Here is a 24,394-nt window from a genome sequence, read left to right on the forward strand (position 1 = left end):
AGGGCAAAGAGAGGCAGGACGTGACGCCGATGCATCGCGAGGGGCATCGGCGTCGCGGCGGCGGGCGGCGCGGCATGATGGGCCGGGCGTCGCACCGTTCGGCAAGGCCGGCACGCGGACTGATCGCCGCCACGGCTCCTGCCCGCCGTCCGAGAGGCTGCGATTGTCGGGGATGCGGGCAACGAACCCACCGGGAGGAGGGTGGTAGCGGAGGAGGGACTTGAACCCCCGACCCCAGGATTATGATGCCTGAGTGGATTACTGATCTATAACGAGTTTTTTGGATCGTGTCGCGTCTATGTCGCGCTCGATCCGAGCAGTGCACTCTCGGCAGCAGCCAATTCGTCGGCGTCGTCCGCCCTCGGAAAGAGGTGGCCGTAGACGTCTGCCGTCATGGTGATCGAGGCGTGCCCCATCCGCTCCTGCACGACCTTGAGGGGCAATCCGAGCCCGCCGTCACGTGGCCGATTGATCAGCCAGGACGCATGGAAGTGCCGGAGGGCATGTAGCCCGCCGTACTTCGCGGCCATGATCGGCTGACCGTCCTTGTCGGTTTCGCCACTAGGAACCGACACGCCGGCCTTGACCAGCGCCGGCTCGAGGCCGCGTCGAAGAATATTCTTGTGGTTCTCGACGTTCCCCGCACCATTGGGAAACACGAGGTAGAGCTCCGTCACCGGCTGGCCAGCGTCGTCGGTCCTGCCGGTCTGGCGACGAGGGCATGCAAGGCGCCACTCCTTCAGCGTATTGACCACGATCGGCGGGAGCGGGATGTCGCGCTCGCCAGCTTCGGACTTCGGCGCTCCGATCTGCCCGAACTCGTCCGCGCGCTGCCGCACGCGGACGACTCGCTTCTCAAGATCTACGTCCTGCCATCGCAAGCCGCGCAGTTCCGATGCCCGCATGCCGGTGAAGACGGCTGTGATCAGCAAGGGGCGCCACCGGCCCGCGACGGCGTTGAGCAGAGCCCGCACCTCAGCCGGCGTAGGGATATCCACGCCGACCACGAGCTTGCGCTTCTGGCGCGCCTCTACGCGACGCTTGCTGCCGCCCCGTTTGGCTCGCATGTCGCGAACGGGGTTTTTGGTGGCAAGGCCGCGTTCCTGAGCGTCGGCGATGATGGATCCAAGGCTGACAACGACCTTCTTGATCATCGCAGCGGAAGTGCCCTGCTCGCGTAGGTCATCTTCGAACTTGCGCACGAGGGGGACTGTCAGCTTGCTGACCAGCGTCTTGCCGAGCAGAGGGACGACGTACTTCGCCAAGTGGTTCTTGCGTTGCGCGATCGTCGAGCGCTCGAGGCCGTCCGCCTCGCCGGTGGCGATCCAGAATGCGCCGGCCTTCTCAACCGTGATGCTGGCGGAATCGGCGACGTGAGTGCCGGCACGAACTTCGACGCTCGCTGTCGCGGAGAAGGCGTCCGCCTCCTTCTTCTTGGCGAAGGTCTTCAGTCGGCGGGCGCCTGTCATGTCGACGTAATCGACAACCCAGGCGGTTTTTTCCTCGCCCTTGCCAGTTTTCCAAGTGCGCTTGCGGACGCTCACTCCGGCACCTTTGAGCCAAGGATCCGCAAGGCGGTCATCACGCTCACCACTACGTCACTGTTCTCTCCTGCTGGGCCGGCGAGTTGGCTGGCCAAAATCTTGAAGTTTTCGCGTAAAACGGTGGACTTCGCCCGTTCTGCGCTCAACGCGTCCCGCAGGAGAAGCATGTCTGCAGGCAAACCGCTTATTGAGGAAGAGAAGCTTCCCTCCAGCCGCGCAACGATCTCGGCATTTACTGATCGATTGTTCTGTCGAGCAGCTGCGGTGATTCGATCCTTCATACCTTCGGTGAGGCGTAACTTCAGCTGCGGGTCTTCTCTTCCCATGCGGGGTCCCCGTGTCACGAAAGCACAATCATAGGACCACGGTGGTCTTGACCGCAATGCACCACGGTGGTTAGGTGATCACCGTGGTTAACGGAGATTTTCCATGAGTTCGGACATGAAGGATGAGCAGCTCGATTTGGTGTGGGGTCTCGGAGCGATCGGAAAGCTAATCGGGAGAAGCCTTCGGCAAACGCACTACATGGCCTCGACGGGCAAGATCCCGGCGAGGCAAATCGGAGGGCGATGGGTCGCCGAGCGCAGCCAACTGCTGAACTTTTTTCGTGGGGAGGCCGCCCGATGACCAGCCAGCTTGAACGAGACGTCGAATTTGCTGTCGAAGTCGGGCGCAACAAGGCTCAGGCGGCCGAAGCTCGCTTCGCGAAGCTCGCCGATGCCACTTATGGGCATGGTTACGATGCGAAAATCGCGATCGAGCTCGCTGAGGATATTCTTGAGGGCGCGGACCTCCGGCAGGGAGGGCGCATGTTGGCCGATCATGAGGTCGACCGGGTTCTCTGGCTGCTGTCGAAGGCTCACGACGCAGCCCAGGCGTTGACTGCTCCCGAGATGGCGGTGGGCGACGAATGAGCGCTCGCCTTCCACGTCTGGAAATCACCCGGTCAATTTCTCTCGGCGGCGACGCCGGGCTCTCCTCGGTCGAGTCCGCCGAGTTGGTGCTCCGGCGCCCCGACGGCCGCGGGCAGCTGACCGTCTCCGTTTACCTCGGAGAGGTGCGACTGCCGTGGGCAACCCAGCTACGGCGGCTCGGATACGACACCGGTATGATCGCGCAGGCCGAACGGCTGGTACTCGCCGCGGGAGAAGAGGCATGAGCGCCGCTCTTGCTGTTGCCCGCGCCGAGCTCGAGGTCATCCGCCAGCAGCCCGGCTTCGATGAGAGCGACTTCCATACATATGGCGACGCGGAGCGTTTCTCCGCCCGGCATCGCCTGAACGGCGAACAATTCCTCGCCGTTCTACGCGATACCAGGCCGAAGGCATCGTCGGATCGCTTCAAATGGCATGCGGCGGTCATACGCGACCGCCGGATAGCCGAGCGCGGTCTCCGCGTCGCCGGGGCTCTATTCGGTCATGCGGGGCCTACGGGCTATTGCTGGCCCAGCCAGGCGTCCCTCGCGCGCGCCACCAGTCTGGACGAAAGGACTGTCCGCCGCGTGCTGAAGGAGCTCGCCGGCCTTGGCGTCATCCGCCGCGTGCGGGCGATCGACCTGCCGCAGGAACTGGCGAGCATTGCCCTAGGGGGCGTAAGGGACGGCGGAAGTGGGCGCAGCTACCGTGGCGGAGCCTATGTTTTGGTACCGCCCGCTGATTGGACCGCGATTGCTGTCACAGGGCTAAATCCGCCCTCTGACAACAGGGCGGAATCCGCCCTCTATAACCACCAGGATGAACCCGAACCTGCTTCGCAGGATTCTTTCACACAGATGGACAGTAACAGTTCTGGAACTGTCCCATTTAATGGAACCGTCCCTCGTTTCGATGAAGGAGCGATTCAGAACTGTGACTGTTGCTCCGAACCCCACGCGCGCGAGGGCCGTCATGACGCAGCGTAGCGCCATCATCATCCCGTTCCCTGCCGCTAAGCGCACCGGCCGGATCCAGCGGGTGGCGGAGATCCTGAGCAGCCAGCACACGAAGCGCGGCGTTGAAGCCTATTGGCGGCGCACCGTCAACGACATGCGGCGGTCGATGGAGAAGGCTGGCCTCGAACCCGAGATCATCGCCCGCGAGGTAGAGGACTTCCGCCGCGCCGTCGGCGCGGCCATGGTGCAGGGAGCCACGGCATGACCGCGACAACACAATTCATCGTCGCCCCTGTCGCCGTCACCGTCGAAGGCATCAGCCTGCCCGGCGGCGCAATGATCGCGGTCGAACTCGCCGAGCCGCGCCACCGGCATGCCATCCTCGCCCATCAGCCCGGCGGAGACGTGGAGATCATCGCCATGTACCCAGATGAGCGGGAGGCGAAGGACGCACTGGCCGACATGCTGCTGCGCCTCGCGGAGGCTGAGCGCCAGGCGGGGGCGACGGTGCAATGAACGACCGCCCCATCCTCCTGTCCCGTGGCGAGTTGCTCGAGCTCCGCTGGACAGCGATGGGCCAGGTCCGTGGCGGCAGCTACGAGCCGGCCCCCAATCTCTTCATGCTGTGGCGGGACGGTCAGCTGATCGGCTTTACCAGCGAATTCGAGGCAGGCCTCACGCTCGGCGAGCGCTTCGCTCGCCAGTTCGGGTGCGAACTGATCGACGTCACCATAGAAACGACCGCGCCAGAGGATAGGCCGCAGTGGCCGCCCCTGCCCACGACCTGAACCGCAGATCTATTGCGGTCGAACTAATCGGCCGCTCATGAAGTCAAAGGTGCCTGTCCAGAACAGCCGTGCCTCTGCCGAGATGCCTTCCCATGCATAGTTGGCCCGAGCTCCTTCGACCGCCAGGACCATGTGCGTTCCGATTTTTATCGCAACAGCGAGGAGAGCATCGACCTCCTTGTACTCTGGTTTGTCGGGGACCTCATTGATGTCGTGAGCAAGTTCCTTACTGCGGGTAGCTGACAGGCGGCTCAGCGCCTGCTGCCCATCAGACGATGCTGAAAACTGCTCATACGTTTCGATGGCTGCGGATATTGCTGCTCTTACCTCGTCCGGGGACCTCAGCCGCTCCTCCCATGTCTCCGATTGGGCTCGACCGATGAGAACCTCTTGGACCCGTTCTTTCTTCAGAAGGTAGACCGCAACAGCGAAGCTTCGATGGTCAGAACTTTCTGAATTGCCACGATTGGGCTTCTCAAAAAGGCGAGACAGGCAAAAAATAATGTCTATTATCAAAGATCTGTGAATTATATTATAGATTTTCACAAATCCCGCATTCTTTGCATGACCACTCATTATCAATTTATTTGCTTCGGCCATCGCGTGGTGAGCGACAATCGCTGCATTTATGTTTGCATGTATTCTGTATAGGCATGTATCCAGCCGCTCAATTTCATCTTGCGCGGAATCTGACATGTCATCCCCCCCACGATGCGTATTCAAAGAGAATACACGATACAAATGAGTATCGATCGGCGCACTTCCTATTCGAGCGGCCTTTGAGCTTAACCCATGAGCATCATTTGTCTCCGTAGTTCGCGCCTCCGAAAGCGATCTGGACGGCGCGATTGAGCCTTCGTTCGAGGGCGTCAGCCAGCATTTGGGCGTCGGAGTTGGTCGCGCCGCCCTTCAGGTTGATGGTGACGGGCATGTTGATCATTGGGCCGCCGCCATGACCCCGGCGGTCCTGGCCGTCGCGTCCCGGCGCGCCATCGCGGCCGTCCGCACCCGGGCGCCCCGGTGATCCAGCATTCCCGCTCAGGCGATGGTTCGGGATGATGTCGCCGTCCGTGCGCGGCCGGAATATCTCCCGGCCCCGCTCGCCCACGAGATAGGACTTTCCGGCCTCTACTGGACCGCCGTCGGCTCGGGTGCCATCGACCTTCGGCGCTGCTCCCAAGCCCGGCTGCCCATTCCAACCGGGATCGGGCTTGTAGCCGCCCGCCGGCGGCGAGAAGCCGCTGTTGGGGCTGCCGCCGGATGAGAAGACGTTGCTGATCGCCTTCGCCGCGGTGCCGGCCAGTTCCATTAGAGAGCGAAGCCAGCCGGCCACCTTCTCGAGCCCGGCAATCAGCGAGGCGACGCCACCGCCGGCGAGCGCGCCGAGCGTCTCGCCCCACGACCGCCATTTCGCGCCGCTCTCATCGATCGGTCCGAGGATGCCGGTGATCTTCTCCCATATCGTCGCGACGGCGGTCGCGAAGCCTTCGACGATCGGCTTCGCCGGTCCGAGCGCCGCCATGAAGGATTTGCCGAACGAGCTGAACATCTCGCTGATGCCGGCCCAGTTCTGGTGGATGAGGACGCCGGCGGCACCGATGCCGGCGATGATGGCGCCGACACCCGAGCCGATGAAGGCGACGCGCAGCGCCGTGCCGAGCACGCGCACCGCACCGGCCGCCAGTTTCAGCGGATTGAGCAGCGCCAGCGCCGACGTGCCGACGGCAGCCAGTGCCGTGCCGATGCCGCCGATGCGCGCGGCGATCGAGAAGGCAGCCCAGGCACGGCTAGTGGCCATCAGCGCGGCCCGGAAGGGAGCCAGAGCTGCCACCGTGACCGCCGCCGCTGCGGACAAACCGCGCATGCCGACAATCGCCGCGGTGAGCGCGCCGGCACGTAGCATGCCGGTGGCGAAGGCAGCTCCGATGGCGGCGATGCGGAAGGCCACCAGACCGGCGGTGGTGGCGACGATGGCGGTCGTCACCTTCGGATATTGGCTGGTGAGTTCCGTCAGCCGATCCAGCATCGGCGCTAGCGTGTCCATGATGGAGGTCATCGCCGGGAGCAGCGCATTGCCCAGGCTGATCGACAGGCGCTCGACGCGGTTCTGGAACAGCTGCACCGCATTCGCGGTCGTCTTGCTGCGGTTCTCATATTCCCGCGTCGCCGAGCCGGCATAGGTCGCTTCATCGCCGACGATGCCGAGAGACTCGCGGATCAGGTTCAGGTTCGTCAGCAGCGGGCCCAGCGCCCGCGCTTCGTCGCCGAACAGCTGCGAGACGAGCGACGCCCGTCGCTCCGCCGGCAGCTTGGCGATGCGCTCCATGACGTTGAGCGTGGTGCCGACGGCATCCTTCTGCATCGCCTTGGCGACGGCCTTCGCCTCGAGCCCCAACGCCTTGTAGGCTTCCCGCTGCGACTTGGTCGCCGCCGCGCCCTTGGTGAGCGCCCGGCCCATATTGTTGAAGCTGGTGGCCGCCACCTCCGGCGCTGCGCCAGCGCTGATCATCGCCGAACCGAAGGCGGCAGCTTGTTCCGCAGCGAACCCGAACATCTTGGCCTGAGCACCGACGCGGGTCTCGAAATCGAGGATGTCGCTCGCGCTCGACGCCTGCCGGTTGCTGAGTTCGTTCATCGCGTCGGCAAGGCGGAACACCTGATCGGTGCTGTAGCCGAGCCCGGTGCGCAGCTTCGCCATGGCATCGCCCGCCGCGCCGGCGGAGATATCGAAGGCCACGCCGATCTTGGCGGCGCCCTCGGTGAACTTGGCGAGTTCCTCACCGGCGATGCCCGCCTGGCCGGCGGCCGCCGCGATCTGGGCGAGGCCGGTCACCGCCACCGGAAGCCGGGCGGAGAGGTCCAGAAGATCCTTCTTGAAGGCCGCAATGCCGGCGTTGCCGCCAAAGTCGACGACCTTGGTGACGTCCGCCATGGCGCTCTCGAAGGCCATAGCGGATTGGATCGGCGCGGACAGGGCACGTTGCAGCGCCCATGCACTGGCGGTGGCGTCGATCATACGCCCGCGCATCTGATCGACCCGCTGATTTACCGCATCCCGGCGAGCCGCGAAGCCCTTCAGCGTTTTATCCAGCCTGCCGAGCACCCCGGAGACCGCCTTCGCGGGAGCCGAAACACCATCGATGAGTTGCAGGCGGAGAGCCGCCTCCTTCGTGCCGGCCATTGCCATCCCCTATGTATCCACCGTGACGACTCGCCCAATCTTCAAGCCACTGACCGGGTCGATATCGCCGAACTTGAGACCGTCGGGATTGGCGACCGGCGGGGGCTCGGGCAGCGGCAGGGCGTCTGGCTCGGACTCGAAGGCAACGACGCCACCCGCGATCCGCCGCGCCTCGTCATGGAAGGCCTGGAAGTCCGACCAGCGCCGCCGCTCCATCTCGCTGAAGGGCTGATGAAGGATGGCGCCAATTTCAGCGAGCATCATCCGCCGGCGCTTCCATTCTCCGGCTCGAGCGCGAAAGGGGCGAGCGCGGCACCGATCGCCTCGAAATCGCTGGTCCGCAGCTTCCGCAGGGCTTCCGCCGGCCAGCCGGTGTCCGCCGCCAGCATGGCGATGGTGGCACCCGTGCCGGTCGCCCCGGCCGCCTGGGCGCGCTCCATCGCCTCGATGGCACCGACGGTCGGCTCGTCCACCTCGATGGTCGCGTAGGTCTTTCCCTCGTGCTCAACGGGTCGCTTCAGGGTGATCGTGGTCATGGGGGCGTCCTTCAGTCGTGAGAGGTTTTCAGAAAATCTGAATTAAGATTTCTAGCATTCAGAAAAACTATCACGGAGGGCGAAAGAATGTTAGCCTGAACTCGAATTCAGTTAAGGACCGCCCGACGATGCGCCTCACCCAACGCGACCTCGCCTATGCGCTCGACATGAGCGCAATGAGCGTCAGCCGTGCCGCGACGCGGCTAGGCCGTCCCATGGGGCTGATGAGCGAGGATCTGGCGTTCGAGCTGTTGGTAGCCGGTGCACTGCGCGAGCGCGGCATCTCGTGGCCTCAGTCCATTCGACTGGTCTGCCGGTTCTCGTCCGAGATCCGCGGCCTCGCCTCGAACATTGATGAACGCCGGCTGTGGGTCGTCTTCGTCAACGCCACCGTGAACCCTTTCACGGTCATGGCGATCAGCCCCTCGCACCTCGCGAACGTCATCAGCAGGCACCCGCTTGCGCGGACGATCGGCCTGCACGAACCCGTTTCCGAGGCTATCGAGCAACTCGACGCCCTGAAGACACGCAAGACGTGGGCATGGGCATGAATATCGTTCGCGCCCTTCAATCCATCTTCAAGCGTGCTGCTCCCGTCGAGGCGGGTAGCCACGGCCCGCGCTGGGCACACGGCAAGGTCCTCCGTGCACCGGCCCAGGAAGCCACACGGCGGCGGCAGCTCGCGGCCGATCGTGCCGCGTGGCTGGCGATGAACGATGCCACTGCAGCGTCAATCATCGACCGCTGGGCGAGCAACCTCGTCAGCGACGGTCCGAGCATCGTGCCCCGCACGAATGACGATGCCCTGCGCCGGAGCGTGACCGACTCCTGGGCGCGCTGGTGGGATCGGGCTGACGCGGAAGGCCGCGACGACTTCGGCGGCATCCTGTCCCGCGCCGCGCGTGGCATTGTCGCCAGCGGCGAGGCCTTCCTCGCTGTGGAGGTCGACGACGCCGGCGAGCTTGTGCTGCGCAGCCTGGCGCCGGAACAGGTCGACGCCAGCCTCACCCGACCGGCCGGCACCGGCGGCAACATCATCGCCGGCGTCGAGATGGATCGGCGGGGCCGGCCGACTGCCTACTGGGTTCGCCCGGCCACCGATGCGCTGCTGGCCTATATGCTCACCGCCCGACCGGTAGATGCCGGCGACGTGCTGCACGTATTCCGTCGCGACCATCCCGGCCAAGTGCGCGGCCTGTCCTGGCTTGCCCCGATCGCCACGCTGCTGTCGCAGATCGGCGAGTTGCAGGACTCCGTGCTGGCGACCGCGAACACCGCCGCGCTGTTCGGCGGCGTGCTGACCAACATCAGCGGCCAGCCAACCGATGGCGTAGCGCCTGCGGCGGGGCTGATGCCCGGGGCGCTTGTCGAGCTGCCGGCGGGAATGGACATCAAGTTCTCTTCGCCTCCCGCCCTCACCGGCGCCGACGCCACGCGCCGCGAGATGCTGCGCTCCGTCGCCGCTGGCGTCGGACTGCCGTTCGAGCTCGTCACCGGCGACCTGAGCCAGGTGAACTATTCCAGCATGCGCGCCGGCTTCGGCGAGTTCCGCAAGCGCGTCGACGTGCTGCGGCGAACCATGATCGAGGCGCAGCTGATCCGGCCGCTGTGGCGCAAATGGCTGGCCTTCGAGGCGATGCACGGACGCATTTCCGCAAGCGTCGCCGCCGAGCTCGAGCCGCTAATCAGCTGGCCGGCCTGGCTGCCGATCGATCCGCAGAAAGAGACCGCCGCCGACATCCTTGCCCTGGATGCCGGCCTGACCTCTCGCGCCGAACTGGTGGCAAAGCGCGGTCGCGACCTCGCCGAGCTCGACGCCGAAATCGCCGCCGACCGCTTCGTGCCACGCGCGGCTCCGACCACGACTCCGGAGGAATCCGATGCCTGATGAACTGCTCATCCGACGCGCGCCGCTCACGGCGTCCAGCTGGAACCCGGACGAGCGCACCCTCGAGGTGATCTTCTCCACCGGCGCCGGTGTCGAGCGCATGGACGCGCGCGGCACCTTCCTCGAGCGGCTGGACCTCGATCAGGACTGGTCCGCCTTCATCGGCGCTCCGGTGCTGAACGCGCACAAGCGTGGCGACGTCACCGACGTGCTCGGTCATGTCGTGAAGGCGTGGACCGTGAGCGCCTCCGAGGCCCGCGCCATCATTAAGCTCTCCCGCCGGCCCGACGTCGAAACCGTCGTGCAGGACGTGCGCGACGGGCACCTGCGTGGTGTCTCCGTCGGCTATGCCGTCGCGGAATGGCGGGAAGGCGCCGAGGGCGGCAAGCGCACCAAGACGGCGACGCGATGGACGCCGGCAGAACTCTCCATCGTTCCCGTTGCCGCCGATCCCGGCGCCACCATTCGCAGTGAGAATCCCATGCCCGAAAACATCACGACCCCGAATCCGCAGCAGACCACCGCGCTGGCGCCCGTTGCGACCCGCGCGGCGGAAAATCAGGAAATCCGTGCCATCGCCGGCCTTGTCGGCCTCGATCAGGCGTGGATCGACGGACAGATCGACACGGGCGCCACGGCGGATGCTGCCCGTGCCGCCGCGTTCGAAGCCCTCCGCTCCCGCGCGCCGGCGCCGATCGTCACCGCGCGGGCCAGCATCGGCACCGACCATGCCGACCCGCTGGCGATCCGCTCCGCCATGGCCGACGCACTTGCACACCGCCTGGCGCCCGGCGCAGTGAAGCTGGAAGGCCGCGCCGCCGAATTCCGCGGGGTGCGGCTGCTCCATATGGTCGGCGACCTCGCCCATGCGCGCGGCGAGCGCATCAACCTGCGCGATCAGAATGCGCTCATGGAGCGCGCGGTCGGAGCCCACTCCACCAGCGATTTCCCACTGCTGCTGGCGGATGCCACCAATAAGGCACTGCTGGCGCAGTACCAGATCGCCGCACCGACCTATCGCAAATGGGCGGCGCCCCGGCAGTTCGGCGACTTCCGCGACCACAGCTTCCTGCGCGTCGGCGATTTCCCGGCCTTCAAGCCGATCGCCGAGAATGGGGAAGTGACCTACGGCACCCTCTCAGAGAACCGCGAGAAGGTCCGGGCAAAGGAGTACGGCACCGGCATCTCCGTCGGGCGCCAGTTGCTCATCAATGACGATCTGTCGGCGCTGGCCGACTTTTCATCCATGATCGCCCAGCGCGCCGCGGCCGATAAGAACCAGCTCGCCTATGCGGTTCTCTCCGCCAATGCCGTGCTGTCGGACAACGTGGCGCTGTTCCACGCCGACCATGGCAATCTCGCGGCCACGCCGGCGGCGATCACCGCCACGTCGATTGGAGCCGCCGTAGCAGCGCTGCGTGGCCAAACCAGCCTCGACGGGCTCGCGCTGAACCTTCAGCCGGCCTTCCTCGTGGTCGGCCGGGCGAAGGAGGTGGAGGCCCGCCAGATCCTCGCCGCCATCACGCCGAGCAAGACCACCGACGTGAACGTCTGGGCGGGCTTCGCCGAGCTCATCGTGGACGCGAACATCCCCGCCAACGAGTGGTACCTCCTCGCCGCGCCGGGGGCCGCTCCGACCGTGGTGTACGGCTACGTCTCCGGAGCCGAGGGCCCGCAGGTGCGCACCGAAATCGACTTCGACACCCGTGCGGTGAAGGTCGCCGCCGGGCTGGATTTCGGCGTCGGCGCGATCGATTTCCGCGGCGCCTATAAGAACGAGGGCTTGTGACATGAAGAACTTCCGCCGCTCCGGCAATTCCAACCCCGTGCCGGCGCCCGCTGGCGGCGTGCTCTCCGGCGATGGTGTGCTTGTCGGCTCGCTGTTCGGTATCGCGGCCGCGAGCGCGGCAGAGGGCGAACTGGTCGAACTCGCCTGCGTGGGTGTCTTCGACCTAAAGAAGACCGCCGGCCAGACGTGGACCGTCGGCGCCCGAATCTATTGGGATGCTGCGGCGAAGGTGGCGACCGTCACGCCGGCCAGCAACACGGTGATCGGCCTAGCGGTCGCCCCGGCCGCGAGCTCGAGCGCCACCGGGCTCGTGCGCCTGAATGGCGTCGACGCCACCCCTGGTACGCTCGATCAGCTCCCGGGTGGAGGTGGCGAAGGAGACGTGCTGAAGATCGCCTCCGGCGTGCCGACCTGGGCGCCAGCCTTCGATGACTTCGATGGCGACGTGGAAGCGGCGGTGTCAGCCAAGACGGAAATCGCGGCGCTGGTGCCGATAGCCGATCCGTCGACGGCCACCGCCGAGGACTGCGCAACCACGCTCAATGCCATCATCGCGGCGCTGAAGGCGTAGTGCACATGAACCAGGGGCTGACGACCGACCTTGCCACGCTGATGATGCAGCAGAAGGAGCTGCAAGCCGCGCGAGCGTCCGGCGTCCGACGCGTCGAGTTCCGGGATCGGACGGTGGAGTACCGCTCCGATGCCGAACTCGCCGCTGCCATCCGTGACCTTGAAGCCCGCATCGCCGCAGCCCAAGGGCAACCAGCGGTGCAGGTTCACATCGTGACCAAGAACCGAGGCTGGTAGCCATGCCGAGGCACCAGAGGGGGCATCGGACGCCTGGGTCCTCCCCCGAAACGCCCACCGCAAGGTCGAAGCATCGCGGGATCTCGCTCGCTGCAACCTCCTCCAAGGGCCCTCCGCCGCCATTGGGAGAGCCGGTGACGGCCGATGAGCTCGCCGGGCTGCTCGGCATCGCCCCGCGCACGGTGCGGGAGTTGGCCGGCCGTGGCCTCGTGGTGAAGGCCGGACGTGGCCGGTATGACGTCGCCGCGTCGCTTTCCGGCTACTGCGCCCATCTCAGGGAACAGGCGGCCGGGCGCGCCGGCGATGCACAGGCCGGGCTTACCAATGAGCGGGCACGCCAGGCGCGGGAGGCAGCTGACAATCTCGCGCTGAGGAACGCCACCCTGCGCGGCGAGATGGTGGCGGCGAAGGACGTCGCCGCCGAATGGTCCGGTATCCTGCGCCGGCTGCGCTCGCGGATCCTCGCCGTACCGTCCCGGGTGAACCAGCGGCTCCCGTTCCTGAAGCCGCACGACGTCGCCGAGGTCGATGCCGAGCTGCGCGAAGCGCTCACGGAGTTGGGCCATGACGGCGCATCCGCTTGAGCTCGTGCGCCGAACGGCGCTGGCGAACCTCATCCCACCGCCGCGGCTGCCGCTGTCCGACTGGATCGAGCGCCACCTCATCCTGCCCGACGATGTCTCTGCGCAGCCCGGCGCGGTGCGGCTATGGCCGTTCCAGCGCGAAATAGCCGACGCGATCGGGGATCCGGCAATCGAGCGCGTGACCATCGTCAAGCCGGTGCGCGTCGGCTTCACCACCCTGCTCACTGGTGCGCTGGCCTCCTTCGTCGCCAATGAGCCGGCGCCGGTGTTGGCACTGCTGCCGGCGGAGGCCGACTGCCGCGACTACATGGTGTCGGACATCGAACCCACCTTTGCCGCCTCGCCGGTGCTTGCTGGGTTGTTGTCGGCCGATGCGGCGGAGGGCGGCCGTAACACGCTGCTGTCGCGTCGCTTCCCCGGTGGCTCCCTGAAGGTCGTCGCCGCCAAGGCGCCGCGCAATCTGCGCCGCCACAATGCCCGGCTGCTCTTCATCGACGAAGCCGACGCCATGCTGCCCGGCCCGGAGGGCGCGCCGATCGCGCTGGCCGAAAAGCGCACGCTCTCCTTCGCCAACCGCAAGATTGTGCTGGGATCCACACCGACCGATGAGGAGACGTCGAACGTCCTGCGCTCCTACGCGGCGAGCGACCGACGGGTATTCGAGGTACCCTGTCCGCATTGCGGGGAACGTTTCGAACTCCTCTGGGCACATATCCAGTGGCCGAAGGACCAGCCCGAAGACGCCTATGCCGCTTGTCCGGCGAATGGCTGCATCATCGCCGAACGGGAAAAGCCGGCCATGGTCGCTGCGGGCACCTGGCGCGCCACCGCGCCGGCGGTGAAAGAGCATGCCGGCTTCCGGCTCAATGCCCTTGTCTCACTGCTGGCGAAGGCCTCGTGGGGCAAGCTCGCTGCTGAGTTCCTCACGGCCCGAGCCAGCAGCGACACGCTGCGCGTCTTCGTCAACACCATCCTCGCCGAGGGCTGGCGCGAGACGGCGGATATCATCGACGAGTCGGCGCTCGCCGGGCGCATCGAACCCTTCGGCCTGAACGCCATTCCCGCCGAGGTGCTGGTCATCACCGTCGGCGTCGACGTGCAGGATGACCGCTTGGAATGTTCCATCGTGGGCTGGACGCGGACCGACGACGCTCTGGTGCTCGGACACTCGATCGTCTGGGGATCCTCGCAGGACGATTCTACCTGGGCAGAACTCGACGAGCTGCTGCGCACCACCTGGCCACATCCCCATGGTGGCCGGCTGAAGGTCGAGGCGGCGATCGTGGACTCCGGCGACGGCGGGATCACCGAGAAGGTGTATTCGTTCTGCTTCCCGCGCATGCCGCGCCGCATCTGGGCCGGCAAGGGCGTGGCCGGCCCCCGCCCGGCCTGGCAGATGAGCAAATCCACCGTGAAGGGCGGCCGGCTGTTCATCGTCGGCGTCGACGGCATCAAGACGACGATCTTGGATCGCCTCCGCCGCACCGGTGGCGATGAGGCGCCGCAGAGCTCCATCCGTCTCTCCGCCGACCTCGAGCCCAGTTATTTCGAACAGCTCGCCAGCGAGCGGCGCGTGATCCGGATGCATGCCGGCCAGCCGGTCCGCCGCTTCGAGCGCATCACTGGCGCCCGCGCCGAAGCGCTCGACTGTCTCGTCTATGCCTTCTCCGCCCGGCGCGGCGTGACGATCAATTACGACAATCGCGAGGAAGAGCTTCGCGGCATGCCGACACCGCCGCGCCCATCCCGGGTGATCGAATCCAAGTGGATGAATCGAGGTCGCGCATGACGCACTGAGATCGCCGGGGGTTCACGCGCTTTCTCCCGGCGGGTGATGGCCGATCACCATAAGAATCGGCCCGCAACCCGCGCCTCTGTCCTTCAGGGGTTTGGGCGGGGCAGGCAGGCGTCCCCCTGCCATCCGCCGTGCGAACGGCAGCCTCCTTGGACCCGTGCCAGCCGCACGGAGCGCGGGAGGCACCTTCTCAATCGCTCAGAGAGACTCGTGGGCGGCCGCTTGCCGCCCGGGCCACCTCACCAGCAGCAGACAGCAGATCGCCGCATACGCCGCCCCCTGAGTCACCGGCAGGGCATCCCTTGAGTGGAGCACCGCACCATGTCCCTATTCGACCGCCTGGACGCCATGGCAAGCCGATCCGTCGACCACGTGATGGCGATCCCCTTCCGGCTCGATCCCATGCGGAGCAGTCCGAACGGCCGGCCGCAGCCGGATCCCACCCGCATCACGGTGTACGGTCGGGGCGTGCTCACCGAGGGGGCCGCGGATCACGCCATCGAAGCCGGCGACCGCAGCCGGTCAGGCAATGATATGCGCACGCTCGCCACCGGCCGGACGTACGAGCTGTCGGTGGACCGGCGATATTTCGAGCACGTCGTGCCGGAACAGCGCGAGCCGCGGCAGGGCGACCAGATTGTCTTTCCCGACAACTGCGAGTTGGACCCGTTTCAAGTCATTGCGGTCCGGCGGGACGGATTGAGTCGAATGGTGCTTAGGCTGGAGCGCCTTCAATAGCGTCACCGATCATCTAAGTGCGTCACGCCTTAGGCGTAAAAAAATATCCTCAAGAATTGCGACGGGCACCCGGCCCGAGCGAACGCGCTGCTCTTGTCGAGCGCGATCACATAGTATCATAACGTTGGAATTAGGTGCTGGGTCTTTGTATCGGGAGCTTGATGTGCAGATTGACACCATTAAGGTGAGCCCCTCAGATCTTCTTCTTGATCCAAATAATTATCGCTTCCATGACATTCAAGGTTATCGAGCGGTAAGTAAAAGTCGCTACGCCGAGCCCGGAGCTCAGGAGAGAGCTCTGCAGTTTTTGCGCGACACACCTGCATTCGATCTTAACGCCCTACGTGATTCAATTATATCAAATGGATTTGTCCCATTTGAACAGATTGTTGTTGAAAAATACCACGTTCCCGAAGGTGGATTTAAATATCTCGTTATTGAAGGAAACAGACGCGCAGCGGCATTGAAAACCATACTTAAAGACTACAATGAATCCACCTTGGATTTAAGTCCGGAAAAGCTCGCCACGATCGAAAATATTTCTGTTATTGAAATTACTGGATCGGAATCCGAACGACAGGGCTACCAGAAGACGCTCATGGCAATACGCCATGTTGCCGGGATTCGAGAATGGGGCCCATACCAACAAGCCCGGTTGGTTGTGGAGATGTATGATCAGGAAGAGGGCGCATTCGGTCCAGTAGCCCAGCGGATCGGCATTACTTCTCGGGAGGTCGCTCGCCGGTATCGAGCATCCAAAGCCTTGCAGCAGATGGAGAAAGATGACGAGTTCGGCGAATATGCCGCCCCCAAACTCTATTCATTTTTCCACGAAGCAGTTTCACAGCCTAAAGTAAGAGAGTGGCTGAAATTTTCAGACACAAGCTATATGGCCGAAGATGCGGATGCTAGGCGAGTATTCTACGAATTGCTGAGTCCACGAGAAACCGTGGATGGACGCCAAGCTCCAAAACTTCAGAATGCAAATCAGCAGGTTCGTCAACTCAAAGACATCGTAGATAAACCCATCCCCCTCAAGATCCTTTCAGATCCCGAGCGCAGCTTTTCAGAGGCGGTACGCGCAGCGGAGGCCGAGCTTCCAACTGACGAAACCGGCGCCCTCGAGCACGCATTGGGCACAGCACTCCAAGCCCTGCGGCAGCCGAGCATCGATGCCTGGCTCAGCCCGGATACACGAGCAGTACAGATTTGGGAGGATTTAGTTAGCCTCGTGGACAAGGTTCGGCCGCTAATATCCAAGAAAAATGACACCCAAATTAATAGTTAAGCTTTTAGAAGAGACAATCGGAATTGATGGATCGCCAAAGAAAGTAATTTTGGCGATCGAAGAAGCCCTTTTTCTGAAGAAAGGACTCACTCGCATCGCCTCTGCTGAACTGGCAGAAAGACTTGAGCAGGCTACGATTGCATATATCGCTGAGAAAGCCGCCGCTTCTGAAAAAGATGGCGTACTTTTTCACCTTCAATTACTCGGGTCCTCTCGGGATTATGTGGCAGGCTTTTCGCATCCACTCGCCACCGAAAGTCCAGGAAGCGCCCTTGCACGGCAACAGAGGCGCCACGTTGCCGATGTGCGCGCAGCAATTCAGTCCCTGTCATTCAGCCATTTTGAGAGATTCTGCGCACGCATTCTCATTCTCATGGGCGCCTCTGAGGCCAAAATAACTCCTCACTCTGGAGATCAGGGCATAGATTTCCATGGAACATTGACGCTTGGTCAATTCAATTCACTACCTCAGCCATTCATGCAAATGGCGCACGACATTAGATTCTCCTTTCTTGGGCAAGCAAAACACTACCCAAATAGCGCACTTAGCACCAGCGTCGTACGGGAGTTAATTGGAGCAGTAAGCTTAGCAAGAACAAAAACATTCTCTTCCAGATCTTTTGATGGATTGGAAAGCGCAAATATACGACCATTTTCACCGATCGTTACTATATTGTTCACTACCGGAACATTAAGTCGAGGCGCGCGCGAACTTTCCAGTTCCGCCGGAATAATATCACGATCCGGAGAGCAATTGGCTGTATTTCTAGTTGATCACAGTATAGGAGTTTCAATAAACGACGATGAACTGAAATTTGACAAAGACGCATTTGAATATTGGCTTCTTGGGTAGCGATCATTAGCCACACCAATTCACCGAATAGGTATTTATATTTAATCCTTATTTTTGACACCAGCCATCAACCTGCGCCGCCGCATGACGGAGGCCAGGTCGGGCTCTCGCGCTTCGGAATCGCTGATCCCGCTCGCCAACAACCCGCTCCTTCCACTCGAGATGGTGCTCTGTCGCTCCAACGCCTCGATCGCCTCGATCGGAATTCGCAGCAGTTTTCCACCCAGGCGGAAAGCCCCGGGCATTTTGCCGTCTGCTATCATCCGCCGCACGAACGAGGGCGAGCACTTCCACCGTTCGGCGACCTCCTCCGGCGTGTAGACGAAGCTGACGAATTCTTCCTTGTCCGGGCCGGCGGTCATTGGCACCTCCATCTCCCGAGCATGATCCACGCCTGCCGGCATGCGGGCAAGGGCAGCAGCAGATTCCTCGTGCCCCTGTAGCGTCCCGCCTCTTCACACCCTAGCTCGCCGGCCGGACGTGTCGCATTTCATGTCGCGTGGAGCCGCCGTACAATACTGAAAACCGTTGGAAATTAAGGAAAGTGGTTTGCGGCATGTCGCGACATAAAAATCGTCTGATCTAGCGCGTGCTGCATCCTAAGTTATTGAAATAACTTAGGAAAATTTGGTAGCGGAGGAGGGACTTGAACCCCCGACCCCAGGATTATGATTCCCGTGCTCTAACCAGCTGAGCTACTCCGCCATCGGGAGCGACCGCATGCGGCCGTCTCGCGAGGTGCGCGGGATATAAGGAAGCCGGCCGAAGGGTGTCAAGCACCGCCGTGCGTTTCTCACACAGGCAAGCGGCGGTCCCGCATCGGCAAGCGGGGTTCGCGGCGCCCCAGAAGGCCGCCTCGCCCTACCAATGGGCGGCCGGCGGATGGCCGTACACGATCTCGGCGATGCGCCGCCGCGTCGCCGGCGTGGTCGCGGCGGGCAGGGCATCGGGCGGGAAGAAACCCGCCTCGGCGATCTCGCGATTGGGATAGGGCGGGGGCCGCATTCGAAGCCGGCCGCGACGAAGACGGCGACATGGTCGCGCGAGCCGAGATGGGTGTTGAGGAACAGGCCGTGCAGCCGCGGCGGCGCGGTGAGCCGGATCGCCGCCTCCTCGTCCAGCTCGCGGCGCACCGCCTGCTCGGCGGTCTCGCCCGGATCGACGGCGCCGCCCGGCAATTGCCAGCCCGCGACATAGGTATGGCGCACCAGCAGGATCCGCCCCTGCGGATCGAGCACCACGGCGCGGACGCCGAGCGTCATGCCGCGCGTCAGCCGTCCCCAGAGATGCAGGAGGCGCGGCAGGCGGAACCTCGGCGCGGCTGCCGCGTCCTGTGGGGACGTGAACGCTGCGTCGCCGCGCCCGCTTTCCTTCCGGGGGAGGGCGCTGCTATGGAGAGCCCCGTGTTTGTGCTCGCTCATCTCACCGATCCCCATCTCGGTCCGCTGCCGCGGGCGCGGCTCCTCGAGCTCGCCGGCAAGCGGGCGCTCGGCTTCATCAACTGGCAGCGCGGCCGACGGCGGCGATTCTCCGACGCCACGATCGATCTCCTGATCGCCGATATCAAGGCGACGGCGCCCGACCACATCGCGGTGACCGGCGACCTCGTGAATGTCGGCCTGCCCGCCGAATATCTGACCGGGCTCGGCTTCCTGCAGACCCTCGGCCCCGGCCACTATGTGACGGTGGTACCCGGCAATCACGACGCCTATGTGCGCTCGACCGCCCATCACGCGCTGCTCAACTGGGGCAACTACATGCGCGGCGACGGCGCCGAGGGCGGCGAGGCGGAGGGCGTGGTCGCCGAGTTCCCCTTTCCCTTCGTGCGCCGGCGCGGCGACGTGGCGCTGATCGGCGTCTCCACCGCCATCCCCACCCAGCCCTTCATGGCCACCGGCAAGGTGGGGCGCCGGCAGATCGAGCATCTGGCGCGGCTGCTGCGCGAGCTCGGCGAGCAGAAGCTGTTCCGGGTGGTGCTGATCCATCACCCGCCCTGCGGCCACCGCGCCGCGCACAAGAGGCTCATCGACGCCGACGCCTTCCGGGCCTGCCTCGCCGCCCATGGCGCCGAGCTGGTGATCTGCGGCCATGACCACCGGCCGATGGTGGAGATGCTGCCCGGCCCGGCGGGCGGGCTGGTGCCGGTGGTCGAGGCGCCGTCCTTCGCCGCCGGCCCCGAGGACAGCCACTGGCCCGGTGGCTATCATCTCTACCGGATCGAGCGGCTGCCCGGCGCCGAATTCCCCTGGCGCTGCACCCTGGAGACGCGCGGCTTCGCCCGCGGCGACGCCAGCGTGGCGATGCGCACGACGCGGGTGCTGAGCTCTCCGTCGAGAGGCGGCTGATCGCCTAGAAACGGCCTTGCAGCAGCAGCCAGCCGGCGAGGCTGGCGGCGATGCCGGCGACGAGGCCGAGCAGGAAGGTGCCGCCTTTGCCGCGCGGCGGTGGTTCGGCGACCGGCGCCGGCGCGTGGTGCGGCAGCGGGCGCGGCGATTCGGCCTCCGGCGGCGTGCTGGTGGCGATGGCCTGCTCGCGGGCGATGAGGCGGCGGGCGACGTAGCGCGTCACCGCGTCGGCGATGTCGTTGGGGTTGGTGCTCTCGGCGAGCACCCGGCGGCCGGAACGCGTGTCTTGCAGGAAGCGGAAGGTCCGCCGGTCGCGTCCCAGCGTGATGTGCGCGACCATGTCGACGAACAGGCGCGGGGTCTCGCCGGGCATCAGGCCGCGGTCGAACAGGTCGGCATGCTCCAGCGGCACGTCGGCGAAGATCGGGTCGAGGATCTCGTTGAGCATGGACAGGCGCACGAGGCTGGCATCGCGCAGCTCGACGATGACGCCCGCCTGCTCGGCCGCCTCCACCCGCGCGGCGCGGATCGCCTCGCGCAGCGACAGGCCGGGCGCGTCGCCCCGCTGGTGGCCGCCTTCGTCCATGAACCCCCCGCCCTTTTCGTCCGCGAGACTAGCCGGCGCCTGTCGCGCCCGCCACAAGCATGCCCCGACTATCCTCCTCTTGGGTTAATAGATGGCCTGCATTAAGGCGAAGCGGAGCGGCGGCGGAGCGCGGATGGCACGGTTCGAGATTCCCGAGGGCGTGGTGGCGGTGGAGGATTACGAGCCGCATGCTCGCGCGCGACTGAGCCGCGAGGCCTTCGCCTATTATTCCGGCGGCGCGGCCGACGAGACGACGCTGCGCTGGAACCGCGAGGCCTTCGCGCGGCGGCGGCTGAAGAGCCGGATCCTGCCGGAGATCGCCGGCGGGGGGACCGGGCTGACGCTGTTCGGGCAGGAATTCGCGCACCCCATCCTCGTCGCGCCGACCGCGCATCACCGGCTGGCCGACCCGTCGGGGGAGCTCGCCACGCTGGTGGGGGCCGGCGGCGCCAGGGCCGGCATGGTGGTGAGCACCGAGGCCGACGTCACGCTGGAGGAGCTGGCTTCCGCCGCGCGCACGCCGTTGTGGTTCCAGCTCTACATCCAGCACGATCGCGGCTTCACGCTCGACCTCGCGCGCCGCGCCGAGGCGGCGGGCTATGGCGCGCTGGTGGTGACGGTGGACGCGCCGGTGTTCGGTCTGCGCAATACCGAGCAGCGCGCCGGCTACCAGCCGCCCAAGCTCTCCGAGCATGCCAATCTCGCCGGACTGCACACGACGCATTTTGCCCATGCCGAGCTCGGCGAGAGCCTGATGTTCAACGGCTTCATGGATGTCGCGGCGCGCTGGGCGGATATCGAGCGGCTGCGCGCGGCGACGGGATTGCCGCTCATCCTCAAGGGGATACTCAGCGCGGAGGATGCCGAGCGGGCCATCGGCGCCGGGGCGGACGGGCTGATCGTCTCCAATCATGGCGGGCGGGTGCTCGACACGCTGCCGGCCAGCATCGACGCCTTGCCCGGGGTGGCACAGGCGGTCGGCGGGCGGGTGCCGGTGCTGATGGACGGCGGCATCCGCCGCGGCACCGACGTGCTGAAGGCGCTGGCGCTAGGGGCGAGCGCGGTGCTGGTGGGGCGCCCGGTGCTCTACGGGCTGGCGGTGGCCGGGCCGGCCGGCGTCGCCCATGTGCTGCATTTGCTGCGCTGCGAGCTAGAGATCGCCATGGTGATGACCGGCTGCAGCCGGCTCGCCGAGATCGGCCCGCAGGTGCTGTGGCCGGATCAGTAGAGCGTCTCGCGGTAGCGCTGCAGCATCTCCGCCTGGGTTTCGGCGGTGGCGAGGTTCAGCTGGTCGCGCAGCATCTCGCCCATGCTCGGCAGGCTGTCGCGGGCGACGAAATGCGCGGGGTCCCAGGCGTGCGAGCGCATGAACGCCTTGGCGCAATGCAGATAGGCCTCCTCGACGGCGACGCGCAGCACGGTGGCCGGCGGGCGGCCATCCACCTCGAAGCGGGCGCGCAGCTCGGCATCGTCGTGGATCTCGGCGCGGCCGTTCACCCGCAAGGTCTCGTCGACGCCGGGCACCAGGAAGATGAGGCCGATGGCGGGATTGGCGAGGATGTTCGTCAGCGTGTCCAGGCGGTTGTTGCCGGGGCGGTCGGGGATGAGCAGGGTCGAGGCATCCTCCACGACGATGAAGCCGGGCGCGTCGCCGCGCGGGGTGACGTCGGCGCGGCCATCGGCGCCGAAGCTGCCCATCATCACCAGCGGCGAGAGGGAGACGAGGTGGCGGCAATGCGCGTCGAGTGCCGGCAGCACCTTGCGGCGGCTGCGCTCGCGCGGCTCGCCATAGATGGCGCGCAGCGCCTCGATGCTGGTGATGCGGGCCATCGGTCTCTCCTCGATCAGTTCTTCACCACCAGCTGTACACGATCCGCCGAGAAGCGGGCACGGGTAAACTGGATCGGCTGGCGCCGGGCGTCGCCATTGATGCTCTCCACCACCATGACCGTGCGGCCGGCGGGCAGGGCGAGCAGGCTGCGCTCCTCCTCGTCGGCGGGACGGGCGGTGATGCGGGTCTCCAGCCGGCGGTAGTCGCCGAGGCCCAGCGCCTCCAGCGCGCGAGTGACCGAGCCGGTGGCGGCGGCGATGAGATCGAGGTCGCGGCAGCGCTCGGCGACATACCAGTGCGTGCCGATGGTGAGCGGCACGCCGTCGGCCTCGCGCAGCATGTCCAGCCGCAGCGCGTCGGTGCCGGGCGGCACCCGCAGCGCCGCGGCGATATCGGTGGCCGCCGGAACGATGCGCGAGGCGATCACCCGCCCGCCCGGCGCGCGGCCTTCGCCGGAGACGATCTCCGAGAAGCGGGTGCGCGGGGTGATCGGGTAGCGCAGCGGCGGCTCCTTCACGAAGGTGCCCCGGCCGGGCATCGCCTCGACCAGCCCCTGCTCGGTCAGCGTCGCGAGCGCCCGCCGCAAGGTGTGGCGGTTGACGCCGAAGCGCTCGGCGAATTCGGCCTCGGTGGGAAGCCGGGCCCCCGGCTTCAGCCGGCCTTCGGCGATATCGGCCTCGATACGCTCGGCGATCTGCTTCCAGAGCGCGACGCCGCTGCCGCGGGCCACATCGGAGGCGGAGGCCTCGCCGGGCGGGGACGTCATCGGCATGTCGTCGGTGTCGGTCATCAAAGGCGGGTCCCGTCGCGAGGGGCTATTGCGTATTTGTATAGATCATTATACAAAGTTGGCGTGGTTGTAAACCGCCAGCCGAACGCAGGGCCCGGACCGAACCGATGCCGCAGACTTCCGAAAATCACAGTCAGGATAACGAGATAGCCGCCCGCCGGGCCGCGCTGGCGACGCTTGCCCGCGCCCGCCGCGACGAGCTGGAATCGATGATCGAGCGCCTGTCCCCCCTGCCGGCGGCGAGCGAGCTGCGGCCGGCGGAGGTCGGCCTGGTGATGCTACGCGGGCGGACCGGCGGCGACGGCGCGCCGTTCAATCTCGGCGAGGCGACGGTCAGCCGTGCCGCCATCCGCCTGGAAGGCGGGGCGACCGGCTTCGGCTACCGGCTGGGGCGCGATGTCGCCGCCGCCCGCCGCGGCGCCGTCATCGACGCGCTGTGGCAGGACCCGGCGCGGCGCGAGGCGGTGGAGGCGGCGCTGGCGCCGGTGCGGGCGCGGCTCGTTGCCGAGGCCGGCACGGTGCGGGCGGAGACGGCGGCGACCAAGGTCGATTTCTTCACCCTGGTGCGCGGGGAGGATTGACGTGCAGATGCAGGAACTTGCGCGCGGCTTCGCCGATCCGGTCCTCGAGGCGCAGGACGTGTTCCGCGCGGCGATGCGGGCGCTGTCCCGCCCCGGCCGGCCGCAGCGGCTGGTGACGGAGCTGGCGCCGCCGGCGCCGCTCACGCCGGAGGCGGCGGCGCTGGCGCTGGCGCTTTGCGATTATGAGACGCCGGTTTTCCTTGACGCGACGCTGGCGGCGGAGCGGGCGGTGGGGGACTTCCTCGCCTTCCACACCGGGGCGCCGATCACCGCCGATCCCGGGGAGGCACGGTTCGCCTTCATCTCCAACCCCTTGGAAATGCTGGATTTCTCGGCATTCGCGCCGGGCTCTCCCGAATTCCCCGATGCGTCGACGACGCTGGTCCTCCAGATCACGGGCTTCACCGGGCGCGGGCTTTCGCTGGAGGGGCCGGGCATCAAGGGACGGATCGGCTTCGGCGCCGCGCCGCTGCCGGCCGGCTTCGCGGCGCGGATGGCGGCCAACCGGGCGCTGTTCCCGCGCGGGGTGGACCTGCTGCTGGCCGGCGCCGGTGAGGTTGCCGGGCTGCCGCGTTCCACGATCGTCGGGGAGGACTGAGCG

The 24,394-nt window shown here is 65.8% G+C and carries 30 protein-coding genes, 1 tRNA gene and 1 pseudogene; 20 read left to right on the forward strand and 12 right to left on the reverse strand.

Annotation, left to right across the window (positions count from 1 at the left end; all coding sequences use genetic code 11):
* Nucleotides 1-296: 296 nt before the first annotated feature.
* Both KHC19_RS21685 and KHC19_RS21690 read right to left on the reverse strand, forming a co-directional pair.
* On the reverse strand, nucleotides 297-1,544 hold the full coding sequence (locus tag KHC19_RS21685) for a tyrosine-type recombinase/integrase (RefSeq protein ID WP_213355487.1): 1,248 nt from the start codon (nucleotides 1,542-1,544) through the stop codon (nucleotides 297-299).
* The gene (locus tag KHC19_RS21690) at nucleotides 1,541-1,870 is read right to left on the reverse strand and encodes an Arc family DNA-binding protein (RefSeq protein WP_213355489.1); all 330 of its coding nucleotides are present in this window, start codon (nucleotides 1,868-1,870) and stop codon (nucleotides 1,541-1,543) included. Before KHC19_RS21690 ends, KHC19_RS21685 begins: the two co-directional genes overlap by 4 nt.
* A 297-nt stretch (nucleotides 1,871-2,167) precedes the next feature.
* Here KHC19_RS21690 and KHC19_RS21695 point away from each other — a divergent pair, with 297 nt between their 5' ends.
* From KHC19_RS21695 to KHC19_RS21720, 6 genes are read left to right on the forward strand one after another with little or no spacing between them, the layout of a single operon-like run.
* Nucleotides 2,168-2,458, forward strand: coding sequence for a hypothetical protein (locus KHC19_RS21695; protein ID WP_213355491.1), 291 nt, complete (start codon nucleotides 2,168-2,170; stop codon nucleotides 2,456-2,458).
* Complete coding sequence (locus KHC19_RS21700; protein WP_213355492.1) at nucleotides 2,455-2,703, forward strand: hypothetical protein; 249 nt, start codon at nucleotides 2,455-2,457, stop codon at nucleotides 2,701-2,703. Before KHC19_RS21695 ends, KHC19_RS21700 begins: the two co-directional genes overlap by 4 nt.
* Nucleotides 2,700-3,443 carry a helix-turn-helix domain-containing protein gene (locus tag KHC19_RS21705; protein ID WP_213355493.1) on the forward strand — a complete coding sequence of 248 codons (744 nt, stop codon included), beginning with the start codon at nucleotides 2,700-2,702 and terminating at the stop codon, nucleotides 3,441-3,443. The genes KHC19_RS21700 and KHC19_RS21705 overlap by 4 nt, the downstream gene beginning before the upstream one ends.
* Nucleotides 3,430-3,678, forward strand: a complete 249-nt coding sequence (locus tag KHC19_RS21710) for a DUF6074 family protein (protein ID WP_213355494.1) — start codon at nucleotides 3,430-3,432, stop codon at nucleotides 3,676-3,678. The genes KHC19_RS21705 and KHC19_RS21710 overlap by 14 nt, the downstream gene beginning before the upstream one ends.
* Nucleotides 3,675-3,929: a hypothetical protein gene (locus tag KHC19_RS21715; protein ID WP_213355495.1), complete on the forward strand. Its 255-nt coding sequence runs from the start codon at nucleotides 3,675-3,677 to the stop codon at nucleotides 3,927-3,929. Before KHC19_RS21710 ends, KHC19_RS21715 begins: the two co-directional genes overlap by 4 nt.
* The gene (locus tag KHC19_RS21720) at nucleotides 3,926-4,201 is read left to right on the forward strand and encodes a hypothetical protein (protein WP_213355496.1); all 276 of its coding nucleotides are present in this window, start codon (nucleotides 3,926-3,928) and stop codon (nucleotides 4,199-4,201) included. Before KHC19_RS21715 ends, KHC19_RS21720 begins: the two co-directional genes overlap by 4 nt.
* A 9-nt stretch (nucleotides 4,202-4,210) precedes the next feature.
* Here the strand turns inward: KHC19_RS21720 and KHC19_RS21725 are convergent, their stop codons facing one another.
* The 4 genes from KHC19_RS21725 to KHC19_RS21740 all read right to left on the reverse strand — a co-directional run bounded on the left by KHC19_RS21725 (nucleotide 4,211) and on the right by KHC19_RS21740 (nucleotide 7,918).
* Complete coding sequence (locus KHC19_RS21725; protein ID WP_213355497.1) at nucleotides 4,211-4,897, reverse strand: AbiU2 domain-containing protein; 687 nt, start codon at nucleotides 4,895-4,897, stop codon at nucleotides 4,211-4,213.
* A 103-nt stretch (nucleotides 4,898-5,000) separates the two neighbouring features.
* A complete protein-coding gene (locus tag KHC19_RS21730; protein ID WP_213355499.1) occupies nucleotides 5,001-7,382 on the reverse strand; it encodes a phage tail tape measure protein in 2,382 nt (793 codons plus the stop codon).
* Between the two features lie 9 nt (nucleotides 7,383-7,391).
* Entirely contained in the window at nucleotides 7,392-7,646 is a 255-nt protein-coding gene (locus KHC19_RS21735; protein ID WP_213355500.1) for a hypothetical protein, read from the reverse strand.
* Nucleotides 7,643-7,918, reverse strand: a complete 276-nt coding sequence (locus KHC19_RS21740) for a phage tail assembly protein (RefSeq protein ID WP_213355501.1) — start codon at nucleotides 7,916-7,918, stop codon at nucleotides 7,643-7,645. Before KHC19_RS21740 ends, KHC19_RS21735 begins: the two co-directional genes overlap by 4 nt.
* Nucleotides 7,919-8,046: 128 nt before the next feature.
* Between KHC19_RS21740 and KHC19_RS21745 the strand changes: the two genes are divergently transcribed.
* The 10 genes from KHC19_RS21745 to KHC19_RS21790 all read left to right on the forward strand — a co-directional run bounded on the left by KHC19_RS21745 (nucleotide 8,047) and on the right by KHC19_RS21790 (nucleotide 17,660).
* The gene (locus tag KHC19_RS21745) at nucleotides 8,047-8,469 is read left to right on the forward strand and encodes a hypothetical protein (protein ID WP_213355502.1); all 423 of its coding nucleotides are present in this window, start codon (nucleotides 8,047-8,049) and stop codon (nucleotides 8,467-8,469) included.
* Nucleotides 8,460-9,806 carry a phage portal protein gene (locus tag KHC19_RS21750; protein WP_213355503.1) on the forward strand — a complete coding sequence of 449 codons (1,347 nt, stop codon included), beginning with the start codon at nucleotides 8,460-8,462 and terminating at the stop codon, nucleotides 9,804-9,806. Before KHC19_RS21745 ends, KHC19_RS21750 begins: the two co-directional genes overlap by 10 nt.
* Nucleotides 9,799-11,595 carry a prohead protease/major capsid protein fusion protein gene (locus tag KHC19_RS21755; RefSeq protein WP_213355504.1) on the forward strand — a complete coding sequence of 599 codons (1,797 nt, stop codon included), beginning with the start codon at nucleotides 9,799-9,801 and terminating at the stop codon, nucleotides 11,593-11,595. Before KHC19_RS21750 ends, KHC19_RS21755 begins: the two co-directional genes overlap by 8 nt.
* Before the next feature lies 1 nt (nucleotide 11,596).
* The gene (locus KHC19_RS21760; protein WP_213355505.1) at nucleotides 11,597-12,166 is read left to right on the forward strand and encodes a DUF2190 family protein; all 570 of its coding nucleotides are present in this window, start codon (nucleotides 11,597-11,599) and stop codon (nucleotides 12,164-12,166) included.
* A 5-nt stretch (nucleotides 12,167-12,171) separates the two neighbouring features.
* A complete protein-coding gene (locus KHC19_RS21765; protein ID WP_246549339.1) occupies nucleotides 12,172-12,402 on the forward strand; it encodes a phage head-tail joining protein in 231 nt (76 codons plus the stop codon).
* Nucleotides 12,403-12,536: 134 nt separating this feature from the next.
* Entirely contained in the window at nucleotides 12,537-12,986 is a 450-nt protein-coding gene (locus KHC19_RS21770) for a hypothetical protein (RefSeq protein WP_343207772.1), read from the forward strand.
* The gene (locus tag KHC19_RS21775) at nucleotides 12,967-14,775 is read left to right on the forward strand and encodes a phage terminase large subunit family protein (RefSeq protein ID WP_213355507.1); all 1,809 of its coding nucleotides are present in this window, start codon (nucleotides 12,967-12,969) and stop codon (nucleotides 14,773-14,775) included. Before KHC19_RS21770 ends, KHC19_RS21775 begins: the two co-directional genes overlap by 20 nt.
* A 327-nt stretch (nucleotides 14,776-15,102) precedes the next feature.
* Nucleotides 15,103-15,519 carry a hypothetical protein gene (locus tag KHC19_RS21780; protein WP_213355508.1) on the forward strand — a complete coding sequence of 139 codons (417 nt, stop codon included), beginning with the start codon at nucleotides 15,103-15,105 and terminating at the stop codon, nucleotides 15,517-15,519.
* Nucleotides 15,520-15,682: 163 nt separating this feature from the next.
* Nucleotides 15,683-16,807 (forward strand): hypothetical protein, encoded by a 1,125-nt coding sequence (locus KHC19_RS21785; protein WP_213355509.1) that lies wholly within the window; start codon nucleotides 15,683-15,685, stop codon nucleotides 16,805-16,807.
* A gap of 49 nt (nucleotides 16,808-16,856) precedes the next feature.
* Nucleotides 16,857-17,660 carry a restriction endonuclease gene (locus KHC19_RS21790; RefSeq protein ID WP_213355510.1) on the forward strand — a complete coding sequence of 268 codons (804 nt, stop codon included), beginning with the start codon at nucleotides 16,857-16,859 and terminating at the stop codon, nucleotides 17,658-17,660.
* A 41-nt stretch (nucleotides 17,661-17,701) separates the two neighbouring features.
* On the opposite strand, the gene KHC19_RS21795 is transcribed toward KHC19_RS21790, so the two are convergent.
* From KHC19_RS21795 to KHC19_RS21805, 3 genes and pseudogenes are all read right to left on the reverse strand, one after another.
* On the reverse strand, nucleotides 17,702-18,022 hold the full coding sequence (locus KHC19_RS21795) for a helix-turn-helix transcriptional regulator (RefSeq protein WP_213355512.1): 321 nt from the start codon (nucleotides 18,020-18,022) through the stop codon (nucleotides 17,702-17,704).
* Nucleotides 18,023-18,288: 266 nt separating this feature from the next.
* Nucleotides 18,289-18,365: transfer RNA gene (locus tag KHC19_RS21800), tRNA-Met, on the reverse strand.
* Nucleotides 18,366-18,521: 156 nt separating this feature from the next.
* Nucleotides 18,522-18,922 (reverse strand): annotated as a pseudogene (locus tag KHC19_RS21805) (NUDIX domain-containing protein).
* Nucleotides 18,923-19,063: 141 nt separating this feature from the next.
* On the opposite strand from KHC19_RS21805, the gene KHC19_RS21810 reads away from it, so the two are divergent.
* Complete coding sequence (locus KHC19_RS21810; RefSeq protein WP_213355514.1) at nucleotides 19,064-20,005, forward strand: metallophosphoesterase family protein; 942 nt, start codon at nucleotides 19,064-19,066, stop codon at nucleotides 20,003-20,005.
* A 4-nt stretch (nucleotides 20,006-20,009) separates the two neighbouring features.
* On the opposite strand, the gene KHC19_RS21815 is transcribed toward KHC19_RS21810, so the two are convergent.
* Nucleotides 20,010-20,591 (reverse strand): hypothetical protein, encoded by a 582-nt coding sequence (locus KHC19_RS21815; RefSeq protein WP_213355516.1) that lies wholly within the window; start codon nucleotides 20,589-20,591, stop codon nucleotides 20,010-20,012.
* Nucleotides 20,592-20,724: 133 nt separating this feature from the next.
* Between KHC19_RS21815 and KHC19_RS21820 the strand changes: the two genes are divergently transcribed.
* Nucleotides 20,725-21,819, forward strand: coding sequence for an alpha-hydroxy acid oxidase (locus KHC19_RS21820; protein WP_213355517.1), 1,095 nt, complete (start codon nucleotides 20,725-20,727; stop codon nucleotides 21,817-21,819).
* On the opposite strand, the gene KHC19_RS21825 is transcribed toward KHC19_RS21820, so the two are convergent.
* Nucleotides 21,813-22,421: a pyridoxamine 5'-phosphate oxidase family protein gene (locus KHC19_RS21825; protein WP_213355518.1), complete on the reverse strand. Its 609-nt coding sequence runs from the start codon at nucleotides 22,419-22,421 to the stop codon at nucleotides 21,813-21,815. The two genes, KHC19_RS21820 and KHC19_RS21825, sit on opposite strands and share 7 nt — an antisense overlap.
* Before the next feature lie 14 nt (nucleotides 22,422-22,435).
* Nucleotides 22,436-23,212, reverse strand: a complete 777-nt coding sequence (phnF, locus tag KHC19_RS21830) for a phosphonate metabolism transcriptional regulator PhnF (RefSeq protein WP_213355519.1) — start codon at nucleotides 23,210-23,212, stop codon at nucleotides 22,436-22,438.
* A 107-nt stretch (nucleotides 23,213-23,319) separates the two neighbouring features.
* On the opposite strand from phnF, the gene phnG reads away from it, so the two are divergent.
* Both phnG and phnH read left to right on the forward strand, forming a co-directional pair.
* On the forward strand, nucleotides 23,320-23,793 hold the full coding sequence (gene phnG / locus KHC19_RS21835; protein ID WP_213355520.1) for a phosphonate C-P lyase system protein PhnG: 474 nt from the start codon (nucleotides 23,320-23,322) through the stop codon (nucleotides 23,791-23,793).
* Between the two features lie 7 nt (nucleotides 23,794-23,800).
* Nucleotides 23,801-24,391, forward strand: coding sequence for a phosphonate C-P lyase system protein PhnH (gene phnH, locus KHC19_RS21840; protein WP_213356341.1), 591 nt, complete (start codon nucleotides 23,801-23,803; stop codon nucleotides 24,389-24,391).
* The last annotated feature ends 3 nt before the right edge of the window (nucleotides 24,392-24,394 follow it).

This window comes from Ancylobacter oerskovii, assembly GCF_018390555.1.
Classification (GTDB): Bacteria; Pseudomonadota; Alphaproteobacteria; order Rhizobiales; family Xanthobacteraceae; genus Ancylobacter; species Ancylobacter oerskovii.